This is a genomic window from Cupriavidus sp. DF5525, from assembly GCF_040149425.2.
Classification (GTDB): Bacteria; Pseudomonadota; Gammaproteobacteria; order Burkholderiales; family Burkholderiaceae; genus Cupriavidus; species Cupriavidus pickettii_A.
Window position 1 is genome coordinate 1009797 of sequence record NZ_CP168267.1, and the last position, 12909, is coordinate 1022705.

The window sequence follows — 12909 nt, forward strand, 5'->3', positions numbered from 1 at the left end:
CATGAGTATCGACGCCATCCAGTTCAAGGCCGCCATGCGCTGCCTCGCCGGCCACGTCTGCCTGATCACCACGCTGTCGGCGGACGGCACGCGGGCGGGGCTGACGGCCACGGCCGTCTGCTCGGTATCGGCAGATCCCCCCACGCTGCTCGTCTGCGTCAACCGCAACAGCGCGTCGTTCCACGCCATCCAGGCGTCGGGCATCTTCGCGGTGAACGTGCTGGCGCTGGAAAGCCGTCATCTGGCGGACCGCTTCGCGAGCCCGATGCCGGCGGAACAGAAGTTTGCTGACGGCGTGTGGGGCCGGTCCAGTACCGGCGCACCGGTGCTGCGAGACGCGCTGGTCAGCTTCGATTGCCGCGTGGCGAGCGCCGTGGACGTCGGCACGCACGGCATCCTGTTCGGCGCGGTCGACGCCGCCGCGCCGCGCGCCGACCGCGCCCGGCCGCTGCTGTACGCGCATGGCAGCTACGGCGAATTCTCATCGACCGACGCCGCTGCGGCGCGCGAACTGCTCTGGATCCCGTCATGGGACCCCGAACCGGCCAGTTGAGGCAGACGAACTGAAACTCACCGGCCAATACACCGTTCCGCCCGCATCCCTGCCGGGCGGGCGCCATAACAATAAATTCCAACAACGAAGACACTGTATGGCCTTTCGGAGAAATACGCTGGCAATGGCACTTCGCCATCTGTCATTCGGCATCGCATTGACGGCCGCCACGACATCGACGCACGCGCAGGGCAGCGTCACCATCGGCGGTCTGCTCGACGAGGGGGTCGCCCTCTATCGGGACAACGGCGGACATTCCCAGGTCCGCATGCAGGATTCCGCAATCTATCCATCGAAGATCTATTTCCGCGGCACGGAGGATCTCGGCGCGGGCCTGCTGGCGTCGTTCAGCCTGGACTCCATGATCGCCCTCAGTACGGGATCGCTCGATCCGCAATCGCGTGGGGCGCTGTTCGAGAACTCGGCTTGGGTTGGCTTGCGCAAAGTCGGGATCGGCGGCTTTCGACTCGGCCAGCAGAACGACTTCGCGTTTGACTATTTCCTGATCGGAGGCATCGACCCTGCCACCGGCATCGCCGGTGGCATGTTGAACTTCCGCACGGGCAGTTTCGGGGCGGACCTGCTTGGACTCAACGGGCCGGCGCAGATCGGCGCCGCAATTTCCGGGTCGCCGTATGCGCCGATCGTCACCAATGGCGTGCCGACAGGCATGTCGGCGATCAATTGGGATCGTGTCGGCGGCAAGCGGATGTCCAACGCGATCAAGCTGACCAGCGACGAGATCGCGGGGTTCTCCGCGGGGCTGATGTACAGCTTCGGTGAAGTGACGGGAGACTTCCCGAACAGCTCGGGCAAGAGTGCGGCAATCGGCTATAACAAGGGCGAAACGCGCGCGGCGGTGGTCTATACCGAGCAGAACTACGGCGCGGTACAAGGTGGGCGCAGTGGCATCGCCAACCTGCTCGCCGGTGCTCGCACGAAAGTCTACGGCTTCGACCTGTCAGGCATGTACAGCCAGGCGCGCAACACCTTCACCGGCGCCAAGATCTACGCACTGGCTGCGGGCGTGGGCTACGAGCTAACGCCGGACCTGTTCCTCGGAGGTGCATACACCTACGAGAATGGCAATGCGCAACTGAAGAACGTGATGATCCATCAAGGCGCGCTGCAGTTGACGTACACCTTCTCGAAGCGTACCGCCGTCTATCTGGTCGGGGTCTATCAGCGCACCAATGGCGCCTACGCCGCGGAGATCAGCAATATTCTTGCCAACGGGAAGATCCAGTCGGTGGCCCAGGTCGGCATGATGCACCGCTTCTGACGTCGAAGGCAGGGCGCTCCGGCACCCTGCCTCACACGCCGCGCGCCGCCAGGATCTGCATCAGGCCTTCCGCCACCATCTGCCGGCCTTCCTCGAAGGCATCCAGCAGCATTTCCCGGTTTTTGGTGCTCAGCGCCTTCACGAGCTTCTGCTCCACGTTCGCCTTCAGATGCTGGTCGCGCCGCGTGATGTCGGCGGCCAGCGCGCGATAGCGGTCGGTCAGTCGCATCAGGCGCAGCGCCTCGCGCTTGAGCACCTTATTCGGCGACAGATCGAACACGGCGTCATGGAACGCGCGATGGTGCTCGATCCACTCGCCTCGCTCACCGGCCGCAAGCAATTCGTCCAGTTCGGCTAGCATCCCCTTGAGCTGCTTGAGCTGAGCAGGCGTCGGCCACTCGACGGTAGACAGCAACTCTGCTTCCAGCAAGTGCCGCAGCCGGTAAAGCTGGCGTGCCTCGTCGGTCGACAGCGGCGCGACGAAAAAACCGCGGTTGGGATCGTGTTCGATGATGCTCTCGGCCGCCAGGAGCTTCAGCGCTTCGCGCACGGGCACGCGGCTGATGCCGAAGCGGTCGGCGAGATCCGATTGCCGCAATTGCAAGCCTGGCGGCAACTGCCCGCGATTGATCAGTTTGCGAATTTCCTGCGCGATCTGGGCGGGAATGTCGATGCCCTCTAGTTCTGCAGTTGCCACGGTTTTGCTTTAGCTTTGAAGTTAATATGCAATATTGCATGCAATTATACCTCCAATCGACCTCTGAGAGAAAAAATGCAGACTGTCCGTAGCGCCGCAAGCGCCAATGATTGAAAAGAAAATTCATCGCTTGCAGCGACCGAGCTTCGGTTATCCCACTCGGTAAAACTCCACGCTCTGCCCCGCATTGACCGCCCGCCGCAGCCAGTCGGGCATGTCGCCCTGCCCGTCCCAACTCTGCCCCGCGGCGTTGCGGTAGCAGACCACTGGCGGTGGCGCTGGTGCGGGTGGCGGAGGGGGCGGTGGTGGATCGAAGCACCCCGCCGCTGCCAACTCCTCCATGGTCAGCCCGTAGTCGGCTATCTCCGCCTGGATCCAGCGGATCGCCGCCGCCCGCTCATTGATTTCTGTCATTGGTGCTGTCGTTGCTGTCGTCACTGCTGTCGCTGCCGTCATCCGGGTTCAAGGCTGCAGCTGGCGCGCCCTGCTTGTTGTCTTGCTGTTCGTCCCGTTTTTCGCCTGGCGCCTCCGGCTCGGCCGGCGCCGGGCCGCTGGCCTTGCGCCGCCGTCCGCCACCACCCTCCCCCCGCCCGGGTGGCGCCACCCGCAATTCTGCCAGCAGCTGGCGCGCCAGCACCGCCTCGGCTTCGGCGCGCTCGGCCCGGCGCTGTGCTGCGGCCAGCTCCGCCTGCACCGCGTCCAGGTCGTGCGCCGCTTTGCGCTGCGCCTGCTCGGCGGCCGCGAGCCGATCGCCGAGCGCCGCGGCCTGGGCTTCGAGCCGGGCGCGGACTTCGGCCTGCGCCACGGCCGCGTCGCGGGCCTCGCTGCGCGCCGCCACCAGTTCGCTGCGCAACGCTTCGGCGGTGCGCTCGCTCTGCTGGCGCGCGGTCCGCTCCGCGTCCAGTTCGCGTAAGGCGCGGCGCTCGCTGGCCTCGGCCCGTTCCTGGGCGAGCGTCACCGCCTCGCGGGCGCGCTCGAGCTCGGTCGAGAATTGGGTACGCAGTTCCGCCAGCTGCCTACCCGCGGCCTCCAGTTCCGCCCGCCCCGCTTCCAGCCGCGCCTGGGTCGCCGCGTGGGCCTGGCGTTCCGCCACCAGGTCCGCCTGCACGGCGTCGTGCGTCGCGCGCGCCTCGGCCAACTGCGCCGAGAGGGCGGCCGCCTCCTCCCGCGCGCCCGCAGTCTCGGTCCGCGCGGCGTCGCGCTCGGCCTCGGCGACGCTGGCCGCATGGCGGGCCTCGGCGCGCAGCGTGGCCAGCTCGCCGGTGGCGGCCTCGTTGGCCGCCTGCCAGATGGCCTGGACCGCCCCGGCCGCAATGTCCTTCAACGTCTCCGGCAGGTCGGGATGGTCGATGGTGACGCGCGTGCGCCCGCGCAGTTCCTGCCAGAACGCCGCAGCACCTCGGCGGGCGTGCCCATGCTGCCCTTGCGCACCAGGCTGTAGAGCGTGTTGGCGGGTAGGCGTGACGCCATAACGGAAGAACAGCAGGCCGCAAACCTCGCGGTACAGCACACGGCTTGGCCGCAGGCACTATATGAGTGCCCCATGAGCTACTTTATTGTCTTCCTCCTCATACGTTGCGTTGCAAGCGAGCAGCCTCTGATCATCTGATCAATTTTGATTTGACACCGCACATCAACTCACTTTTGAGCTAATATTGAGCAGATAATCACGATCAAATCACTTTTGAGTCAGAACGATGGCAAGATCTGAGTTGCTCCAAAGCATCTTTGAATTCTTCACAGCGCAGGCTGCTGCTGGTCGATCCGAATTGAGCAGGCGAGAAGTTGAGGTCGGTGTCGCGGCGCCCACTGCGACTGTCGTTCGCTACCTAGAGAAGTTGGTTGTAAATGGCCAGCTCGTGCGGCTCGGAAGGGCTGCTAACACTCGCTATCGACTCGCAGACCCGGCCACGCAGCCCGCTGCCTCCGTCGGTGCGGCTTCAGCACAAGGGCAAGCGCTGGCGCAGGTCCAGACAGGGGCAATCAATTGGTCGGACGCGGCCAAAATGTTGATGGTCAAGTTGGATGCCCCGTTAGGTGTGCGAAAACCCGTCAGTTACCAGCGAAAGTTTGTTGACGATTACCAACCCAACCAGACTTTCCTGCTGCCTGTCGCGCTGGCAGACGCCTTGTACCAGGAAGGCCGAATGCAAGGCCAGCAGCCCGCCGGAACCTACGCGCGAAATGTCATCGCCCCGTTGCTGATCGACTTATCGTTTTCGTCCTCCCGACTGGAGGGAAACCGTTACTCCAGACTCGACACGGAAGTGTTGTTCGAGGCGGGGCGGGCAGAGCCAGGCGACAAGGACGCGACGATGCTCTTAAACCACAAGCAGGCCTTCGAATTCTTGGTCGAAGACGTGCCGCACTACGGTTTGTGTGTCCCGATTATCCGTAACCTCCATACCTTGTTGATGCAAGGCTTACTCGCCGATGAGGAGGCACTCGGGACAATCCGAAACAAGGTGGTGAACATCACTAACACGGTCTATGTCCCGACACACGCACCGCAGTTGCTGGAGGAAATGTTGACTCAGATCATCGAAAAGGCAAAGGAGATCAAGAACCCAGTTGAAGCCGCATTCTTCCTCTGGATCAACATTGCGTATCTCCAACCGTTTGATGATGGCAATAAGCGCACGAGTCGACTGAGTGCCAACATTCCGCTCTTGCTCTACAACTGCGCTCCCCTCAGTTTTCTCGATGTGAGCGACGATGACTATGCACGGGCACGGATTGGCGTCTATGAGTTGCTCGACACCAGCATAGCTGCGGATTTGTTTGCATGGACTTATCGCCGTTCAATTGCCAAGTACGCCGCTCTGATCGCGGCGGCGGGGCAGCCAGATCCATTCCGCATGAAGTACCGGGAGGTCATCAACGACATTGTCGGGCAAGTAGTAAGGGGGGAGGCCTTGACCGAGGCCGTCACAGAGCTCGGATTAGAGTCACAAGAAGCAATTCAGCTTCAGGAGATGATCAAAGGGGATCTCACCAGACTGGGCGAGCACAACTTCTCGCGCTATCGACTTCGCATGCGCGAGGTCCAGGAGTGGATCGCCCGTGGCCGGCCAGTGGCAGATTAGTAAACTAATCAGCAGCACTGGCCATTGGCCTAGCCGTTTACTGTCGCTTTTAGACCGCCGTCAACGCCTCAATTCGAGAACGCTGCGTAGCTCAGCTTGCATCGAGCACGGCATCGTGGAAGTCATTCTCGTGAACGAGAACAACCCGGATGCCCTTCTTGCGCAACTCAACCGCCTTCTCCACCTTTCGGCCATAGCAGGCAAATGCCCAGCATGGATTGCCTTCCGCGCCAATCACCAAGTAGTTCAGCTTTGCGGTCACACCCGGGATAGGCTCGCCGCCGAGACCTTTCACGATTTCCTCGAATTCAGCCCGCTTGTATTTCGCCGACGCGCCGGTAAAGCAGAACGTGGCCCCGGGAAAGGAGACAGTCGGCATCACGGCACACAGGGCGGTGAAAGAATTCGTGCCACCATCTGCAACCAAGGGCCGGACGATGGTCCGCTCGTCAAGAACAGCCAGGAACTCGGTGAAAAAATCAAAGAGCATCCTGTGTTCCGACTCGTCGATCCGGCCGTCGGTCAAAACCCTCGTGGTCATGGCGTCGATCTCGTCGTAGGGCCAGCAGGTCTTCAGGTGTTCATGCTCCGCCAACCAGTCTGATAGCCCTCTCATCTCTTCGACGCTGATCACGCCATCAGAAGCGATGCCGCCCACGACAGCATGAAGACGTTGAAGGTCGGCAGTGACCATGTCGTAGAACTCGGTGCTTCGGAGCTTCTTGCATAACCAGGTGAGATCGGCGCGCTCCTCTGGGTCAAGCACTCCATCAGCAACAGCCTCGGCTACAACAGGCACAAGCTCCGAAAACGGATGCCGGTTCGCAACATCCTGATTATCTGCCAGCCACATCCGCAGCAAAGCCACCTCGCCTGGCGTCACCGTCCCGTCTATTGCGATGCCTTCCAGTAGGCCGAGCAAGGAATTAATCGATTTCTCAAGCCGACCCTTGCCGGTGAACTTGAAGTAAGACTGGATCTCCGATGCCATCTGCTTCCCCCTGAATTTGCTCGGAGGTGTGCCTCCAAGCGCATGTGCAACTCTACAACGGATGCAAGCCTTGAGGGTGAGGGGTTACCCTGCCGGTCGCTCCGACGACGGCATTGAAATGAAAAAGCCGAGCACGCAACTGATCAATCGGGAGGGAACTTGCCAGCCCAACGTCGCGCGTTTCGTGCTGACGGCCCTGGGGACTGGGTGTGACCTTTCGGCGAATCTGGCCGCCAACTCCGTCGAGCTGTGCCAGCCCATCATCACGCTGGAAAGGCGCAACGAGGCTGACTACCTGCTTCCCTCCCGCTTACGGGTGGGCTGTGGGGGAAGAAACACGACCGTAGCGCGCGGCATCGAGGGCGGCGTTTTTACCGGATTTCCAGCCGGAGGCAAACCAGCAGCCCTAGCCTCTTCCGCGGGCCACACAACCGCCCGGGCAAAGGCGTCCTGAAACCTCTCGCTCATGAGGTATTGGGACAGTTTCGTTGCCATGCCTGGACCTCCTGTTTTGCTAGTCCGAACTTTGACTTCCCAAATAGCCGGAACCCGCATCGGCGCTGGGTTTCGGCTATTTTTTAGACTATTATGTAGCCATGTAAATTAGTATTTATCTATTGCGGTTCAGCAGTTTTATGCTTGAATAAGTGTTCATGTATATCGAACACGTCCCCAACCGCAACTCGCCCCCCGCCATCCTGCTGCGCGAGTCCTATCGCGACGGCAACACGGTCAAGAAGCGCACCCTCGCCAATCTCTCGTCGCTGCCCGCCGAGGTCATCGAAGGCTTGAAGGTGCTGCTACGCGGTGGCGTCGCGGTGTCGTCCGCCGATGAGGCCTTCGTGATCGAGCGCAGCCTGCCACACGGACACGTGGCCGCCGTGCTTGGCGCGGCGCGCGCCTGCGGCGCCGAGCAGTGGTTTGCATCGGCACCGGCCGCGCTGCGCTCGGTGGTGATGGCACTGCTGGTGACGCGGGTGGTGTCCCCCGCTTCCAAGCTCGCCACGCATCGCATGTTGCGCGACGAGACCGCGACCCACTCGGTGTCGCGGCTGCTGAAGTTGGGCGACGTCGAACTCGAACAGGTCTATGCCGCGCTCGACTGGCTAGGAGAAGCTCAGGAAGGCATCGAGAAGCGCCTTGCCAGGCAGCATCTGAGCGGCAGTACGCTGGTGCTCTATGACCTCACTTCCACGTGGGTGACGGGACGCTGCTGCGAGCTTGCCGCCCACGGCTACAGTCGCGATGGCAAGCGCGACGACCCGCAGATCGTGTTCGGTCTGGTTTGCACTCGTGAGGGCTGTCCGGTGGCGGTCGAAGTCTTCGCCGGCAACACCGCCGATCCGGCTACCGTGGCCTCGCAGGTGGACAAGCTCAAGAACCGCTATGGCATCGAGAAGCTCGCGTGGGTGGGCGACCGGGGCATGCTCACGCAGGCGCGCATCGACACGGTATTGCGCCCGGCTGGCCTGGACTGGGTGAGCAGCCTGCGCGCGCCGCAGATGGCCGCACTTGCCCGGGAGAAGGGCCCCTTCCAGCCCTCGCTATTCGATGAGCGCAACCTGCTAGAGGTGACCAGCGAGGCGTTCCCCGGCGAGCGGCTCATCGTGTGTCGCAATCCGCTACTGGCCGAGGAGCGCAGCCGCAAACGCGAGGCGCTGCTGCAGGCCACCGAAGCCGAGTTGATGAAGATCACCGACGCGACCACGCGGGCCCGCAATCGCCTCAAGGGCACCGAGGAGATTGCCCTGCGCGTAGGCCGCGTCATCGATCACTTCAGGATGGGCAAGCACTTCGAGTTGAACATCACCGACTCGAGCTTCACGTGGGAACGCAAGGCCGAACAGATTCAGCAGGAGGCCGCACTCGATGGCCTTTACGTGGTGCGTACGAGCCTGCCGGCAACGGACTTGCCGGCTGAGGCGGCCGTGACGGCCTACAAGGGTCTGGCGGTGGTGGAGCGGGCCTTCCGTTCGCTCAAGACGGTCGATCTGCAGGTGCGTCCCGTATTCCATTGGAACGCAGCGCGCGTGCGCGCTCACGTCTTTCTGTGCATGCTTGCCTACTACATCGAGTGGCACATGCGCGAGAAGTTAAAGCCGATGCTGTTCGACGATGAATACGTCGAGCTCGCGCGTACGGCCCGGCCCTCGCCAGTGGCCAAGGCACGACGCTCGGACCAGGCGAAAGCCAAGGACGCCACCAGGCTTGGCGAGGACGGTTTGCCGGTGCACAGCTTCCGCACGTTGCTCGATGATCTGGCCACGCTCGCGTACAACGTCTGTCACACACCCCTCAACCCGCAAGCAAAGATCGTCATGATCACGCGGCCGACCCCAGTTCAAGAAAAGGCCTTCCGCCTGCTCAACGTCAGCCCCGTCGCCTGTACCCAGTAATCGACTCGCTCGCGCGCACATAACCGTGAGAAATCAAAGCATTATGCGCGCCGCCAGCTCAAAGTTCGGGCTAGTCTACCGGACTCGGACCGCCTGCGCAGCGCAGCGAATTGCCTGGCCAGGCATGACAGCGTCCTTGAAGTTCGGGCAAATGCCACGCTCGACGGCCCTTGGAAAATTTGTCTCGTCGGGCCGTCTCGCCTGGGTGTCCTAACCCAAGTGAGTCAACACAAGCTCGCAACGATTTCCACTACCCCGGGGGCATGCCTACCACAAACGTGGGAATCCGCTATCAAAAGTGTACCGCCTCAGACCTGTCCGCTATTGAGGTAGGGAAACCTTGAGTCCATTATCCGACCCGATAAAACTCCGCACTTCGCCCTGCATTGACCGGCGCGGCAGCCAGTCGGGCATCTCACCGGTGCCGTTCCCAGCATGGTGCCGCGGCTTTGCGGTAGCAGACAACCGGCGACGCGCGGTGACGCCTGGGACGAGCTGGTGCGGATTGCAGCGAAGCGGGCAATGAAACCGCAGTCCAGACGGCCCGCACGCGTTGGACAAGCTCACCCGGATGCGAGGTTAGCTGCGGCCGGCTATGATGAACTCACAAACCACAGAGGCGGAGGCGCCATGGCTTCGAAACTGACTTACTACATCATGAGCCAACGCTTTCAAGACGTGGTCGGACGTGCGATCGAGCAGGCGGTGGCCAGGACGCGTGCGGCAGGTTTGACGCCGGCCGGCGATCCGACCATCCAGCCGAGCGCGCGTCCGACGACGACGGTCATCGTGACTGTCCCGCTCGCTAAGCCCGAGCGCAGGATCGCTGCTACACCGCGTCGCGGGCACTCCTCAGACGATCCTAATGTTGGTTGAGGCGCTGGGCTCGCCCAAGGGCGAATGGCATGTGCGGCCGGCCACGCGCCCCTAGCCCCCCGCTAGGACCCTCATTTTTTGCTTCCTCCGTATCGTTGCAACGCTATGCAATTTGACATATCCAGAGCTGTACTAAACCGCTGACGCGGTAGTGGTGGTAGGCACATGTCTATGGCTGACGTTTCATGAAGAGGGTTGGCTGGCGCTGAACTCCAGCGAGGTGGTGAGCTGTCTCGCTAGGAGCAGTATGTGAACGCCCAGTTGGGCATTTCATCTACTGCTTCCAGGAGGCTCGCCATGACGCCACTGCGCCAACGCATGCTGCATGACATGCAGATCCGCAACTTTGCAGAGAATACCCAGAAGTCCTATCTGGTTCAGGTGTCGAGTTTCGCCCGGCACTTTCGCAGATCGCCCGAACTGCTGGGTCCCGAGGAGATCCGGACCTGGCTCGTCTACCTCCGCGAAGAGCGCAAGTTGGCACCCGCCAGTCTCGCCGCAAGCATCGGCGCACTGCGCTTTCTCTACCGCGTGACGCTTAAGCGACACTGGAGCGACGACGACCTTCCCTTGCCCAAGAAGCCGGTCCGATTGCCAGTCATCCTGAGCCTGGAGGAGATCACGACCTTCTTTGAGTCGATCGCCAGTTTCAAGCAACGCACCATCCTGATGACCGCGTACGCTGCCGGATTGCGGGTGTCAGAAGTCGTGCATCTGAAGGTCACCGATATTGACAGCAAGCGCATGGTCATCCGTGTGAACCAAGGCAAGAACAGTAGGGATCGCTACGTAATGCTGTCGCCGAGGCTGCTTGAGATCCTGAGACTCTACTGGCAGGATGCTCACCCGCGAGAGTGGCTGTTTCCGGGCAACATCCCCGGACGACCCATCTGCCGCGCTGCCGTGGCCCAGGCATGCCTGATTGCACGTAAGCGCAGCGGCATCACAAAGCCAATCACACCGCATTCGCTGCGGCACGCCTTCGCCACGCATTTACTGGAGGCTGGCACCGACGTGCGTCGGATCCAGTTGCTACTGGGACATCGTGCCCTTTCGACGACGGCCCGCTACCTCAAAGTGGCTACCACCACTGTGTGCGCGACTCCGAGCCCCTTTGACTTACTGCCGCATCCCCTCCCCATTCCGCCTGAGCCCACACCGCCCGCGTCCTTCTGAAGCCGGCGATGCGACCGACGCTCGAGGTGGCGGATGTCTTCCGCTGCTGCGGCCCACAGTACCGGCAGACCCATGCCGACGCCCTCAGTCGTGCCCAACGGCGCACGATGAGCGCCATCGAGTTGTGTCGCACCGCCTCGCTCGGCGGACATGTTGAGCAGTGCGATACCTGCGGTCATCAGCGCATTTCCTACGACTCGTGCCGCCATCGCTGCTGTCCGAAGTGCCAGTCGCTCGCCCGCGCGCAATGGCTCGAACGCCGTCGCGCCGAACTGCTTCCCGAGGTCGAGTATTTTCATGTCGTCTTCACTCTGCCCGAGCCCATCGCGGCCCTCGCCTACCAGAACAAGAGGGTGCTCTATGACATCCTGTTCCGCACCAGCGCCGAAACGCTTCGCACCATCTCCGCCGACCCGAAGTACCTAGTACAACATCCCGTAAATAGCTTTAATAATTATCGGGCTGAAAATACGGCTGCAGGAGCGTGACAACCAACTCGGCCATCTCGTCGAGCGAGCCTGCGCCTGGCAACGGTTCCCAACGCCCACTATGGCTGCGAAAGGCGGCACCATAGCGATTGCGGCCGAGCTCGGTCAGCCGAGCCACCACGGTCGGCTCTTCGTCGTCCAGACGTTTGATCAGCAGGTGACGCCCGTAGGCTTGTGTGATGATCTGCTCGTGGCCGAGCAGGCTGCGCAGTTGCTGCTGCAATTTGGCAGCGTAATGTTTGGTGGGTAAGGCTGGCATTTGGATCCTCGATTACGATGCGCCGGTTTGCAACGGATAGCCCCGGAAACTCCATTTGAACGGGTGGGCCACCTGATTGTGCGCGCGGACGAACTGCTCGGTGCGTTCGCGCAGGTGCGCGATGCTGGTGTGGCTCGCGTGGCGCAACACCCGGCGCGTGTAGCGGGCAAACCAGAGTTCGATCTGATTGACCCAACTCGCGTGCAATGGCGTGAAGTGGAAGTGAAACCGCCCATCGTGCCGCGCGTTGAACGTCTGCCAGACGGCCCGGGCGCAATGTGTGTTGAGGTTGTCCCAGACGACGTGCACCTGTTTGCCCGGGTACGCGCTTGCCACGCGCTCCATGAAGGCTACCAGATCCTCCTGGGTGCGCCGGTCGCGGCATTCTGCCAGCACCTGTCCGGTATGCACGTCCAGCGCAGCAATCAACGCCTGGGTGCCGTGACGAATATATTCAAACTCACGCCGACGCAGCCGCCCCGGCGCGGGTGCGCGTCCTGGGTGCTTACGCTCGATGGCCTGAATGCCGGTCTTCTCGTCGATACTGAGCACCACCGCATTTCGCGGCGCCTTGCGGTACAGCTTGCAAATCCCGTTGACCTTCTCGCGAAAGGCCGGGTCTGGGCTATGTAGCCATTGCTGGACCCGGTGCGGACGCACGTCGCCGGCTTGCAAAATGCGCTGCACCTGGCTGCGGCTGATCTGCTCGACAACGCCACGCTCCACGGCGCGCTCCACAATCTCGTCGAGCGTGGGCGTGATCCGTCCCTCAGGTTCCTGCGTTTCACACGCCAGCGCGATCAACTGCAGTCGCGCCTCGTGCGTGATGCGCGGCGGACGGCCGCTGCGCTCGCCCTCGCGAATGCCTTGGGCACCTTGCTGGGCAATGCGCTTGCGCCACAGGCAGACCGTTTGCACCGATACACCCAGTTCCCGCGCAATGGCTGTATTGGCGTGGCCCTCGTGGGCCCACAACGCGATTCGCGCGCGCATCACATCTCGCTGCGGCGCCGTCTTGCGCTCGATTAGCGATAGTAGTTCCTGTCTTTCTTTCTTCGCCAACTTCACTGGCGTTGCATGGCGGCCTCGACTCATCCCGCCATGA

Annotated in this window: 11 protein-coding genes and 2 pseudogenes; 7 read left to right on the plus strand and 6 right to left on the minus strand. The window is 62.2% G+C overall.

Going from position 1 to position 12909, the window contains the following annotated elements:
• Position 1 precedes the first annotated feature (1 nt).
• On the plus strand, positions 2-553 hold the full coding sequence (locus ABNX08_RS39210; protein ID WP_349606138.1) for a flavin reductase family protein: 552 nt from the start codon (positions 2-4) through the stop codon (positions 551-553).
• A gap of 157 nt (positions 554-710) precedes the next feature.
• Positions 711-1835, plus strand: a complete 1125-nt coding sequence (locus tag ABNX08_RS39215) for a porin (protein WP_349606136.1) — start codon at positions 711-713, stop codon at positions 1833-1835.
• Between the two features lie 31 nt (positions 1836-1866).
• On the opposite strand, the gene ABNX08_RS39220 is transcribed toward ABNX08_RS39215, so the two are convergent.
• From ABNX08_RS39220 to ABNX08_RS39230, 3 genes and pseudogenes are all read right to left on the minus strand, one after another.
• Entirely contained in the window at positions 1867-2532 is a 666-nt protein-coding gene (locus ABNX08_RS39220) for a GntR family transcriptional regulator (RefSeq protein ID WP_349606135.1), read from the minus strand.
• Positions 2533-2682: 150 nt separating this feature from the next.
• Complete coding sequence (locus tag ABNX08_RS39225; protein ID WP_349606133.1) at positions 2683-2946, minus strand: H-NS family nucleoid-associated regulatory protein; 264 nt, start codon at positions 2944-2946, stop codon at positions 2683-2685.
• Positions 2930-4057: pseudogene (locus ABNX08_RS39230) on the minus strand (DNA-binding protein). Before ABNX08_RS39230 ends, ABNX08_RS39225 begins: the two are co-directional and overlap by 17 nt.
• A 172-nt stretch (positions 4058-4229) precedes the next feature.
• On the opposite strand from ABNX08_RS39230, the gene ABNX08_RS39235 reads away from it, so the two are divergent.
• A complete protein-coding gene (locus tag ABNX08_RS39235; RefSeq protein ID WP_349606132.1) occupies positions 4230-5618 on the plus strand; it encodes a Fic family protein in 1389 nt (462 codons plus the stop codon).
• 91 nt (positions 5619-5709) lie between these two features.
• On the opposite strand, the gene ABNX08_RS39240 is transcribed toward ABNX08_RS39235, so the two are convergent.
• A complete protein-coding gene (locus ABNX08_RS39240) occupies positions 5710-6609 on the minus strand; it encodes a BRCT domain-containing protein (protein ID WP_349606130.1) in 900 nt (299 codons plus the stop codon).
• 653 nt (positions 6610-7262) lie between these two features.
• Here ABNX08_RS39240 and ABNX08_RS39245 point away from each other — a divergent pair.
• From ABNX08_RS39245 to ABNX08_RS39260, 4 genes and pseudogenes are all read left to right on the plus strand, one after another.
• Entirely contained in the window at positions 7263-9005 is a 1743-nt protein-coding gene (locus ABNX08_RS39245; protein ID WP_374063743.1) for an IS1634 family transposase, read from the plus strand.
• Positions 9006-9635: 630 nt separating this feature from the next.
• Positions 9636-9881, plus strand: a complete 246-nt coding sequence (locus ABNX08_RS39250; protein WP_349608187.1) for a hypothetical protein — start codon at positions 9636-9638, stop codon at positions 9879-9881.
• A gap of 297 nt (positions 9882-10178) precedes the next feature.
• Positions 10179-11057 (plus strand): site-specific integrase, encoded by an 879-nt coding sequence (locus ABNX08_RS39255; RefSeq protein WP_349609956.1) that lies wholly within the window; start codon positions 10179-10181, stop codon positions 11055-11057.
• Positions 11058-11065: 8 nt separating this feature from the next.
• A pseudogene (locus ABNX08_RS39260) lies at positions 11066-11482 on the plus strand (transposase zinc-binding domain-containing protein); the annotation flags it as partial.
• 22 nt (positions 11483-11504) lie between these two features.
• On the opposite strand, the gene ABNX08_RS39265 reads toward ABNX08_RS39260, so the two are convergent.
• Positions 11505-11804 (minus strand): hypothetical protein, encoded by a 300-nt coding sequence (locus ABNX08_RS39265; RefSeq protein WP_022538053.1) that lies wholly within the window; start codon positions 11802-11804, stop codon positions 11505-11507.
• Positions 11805-11816: 12 nt separating this feature from the next.
• The gene (locus ABNX08_RS39270) at positions 11817-12899 is read right to left on the minus strand and encodes an IS630 family transposase (RefSeq protein WP_374063741.1); all 1083 of its coding nucleotides are present in this window, start codon (positions 12897-12899) and stop codon (positions 11817-11819) included.
• Positions 12900-12909 lie beyond the last annotated feature (10 nt).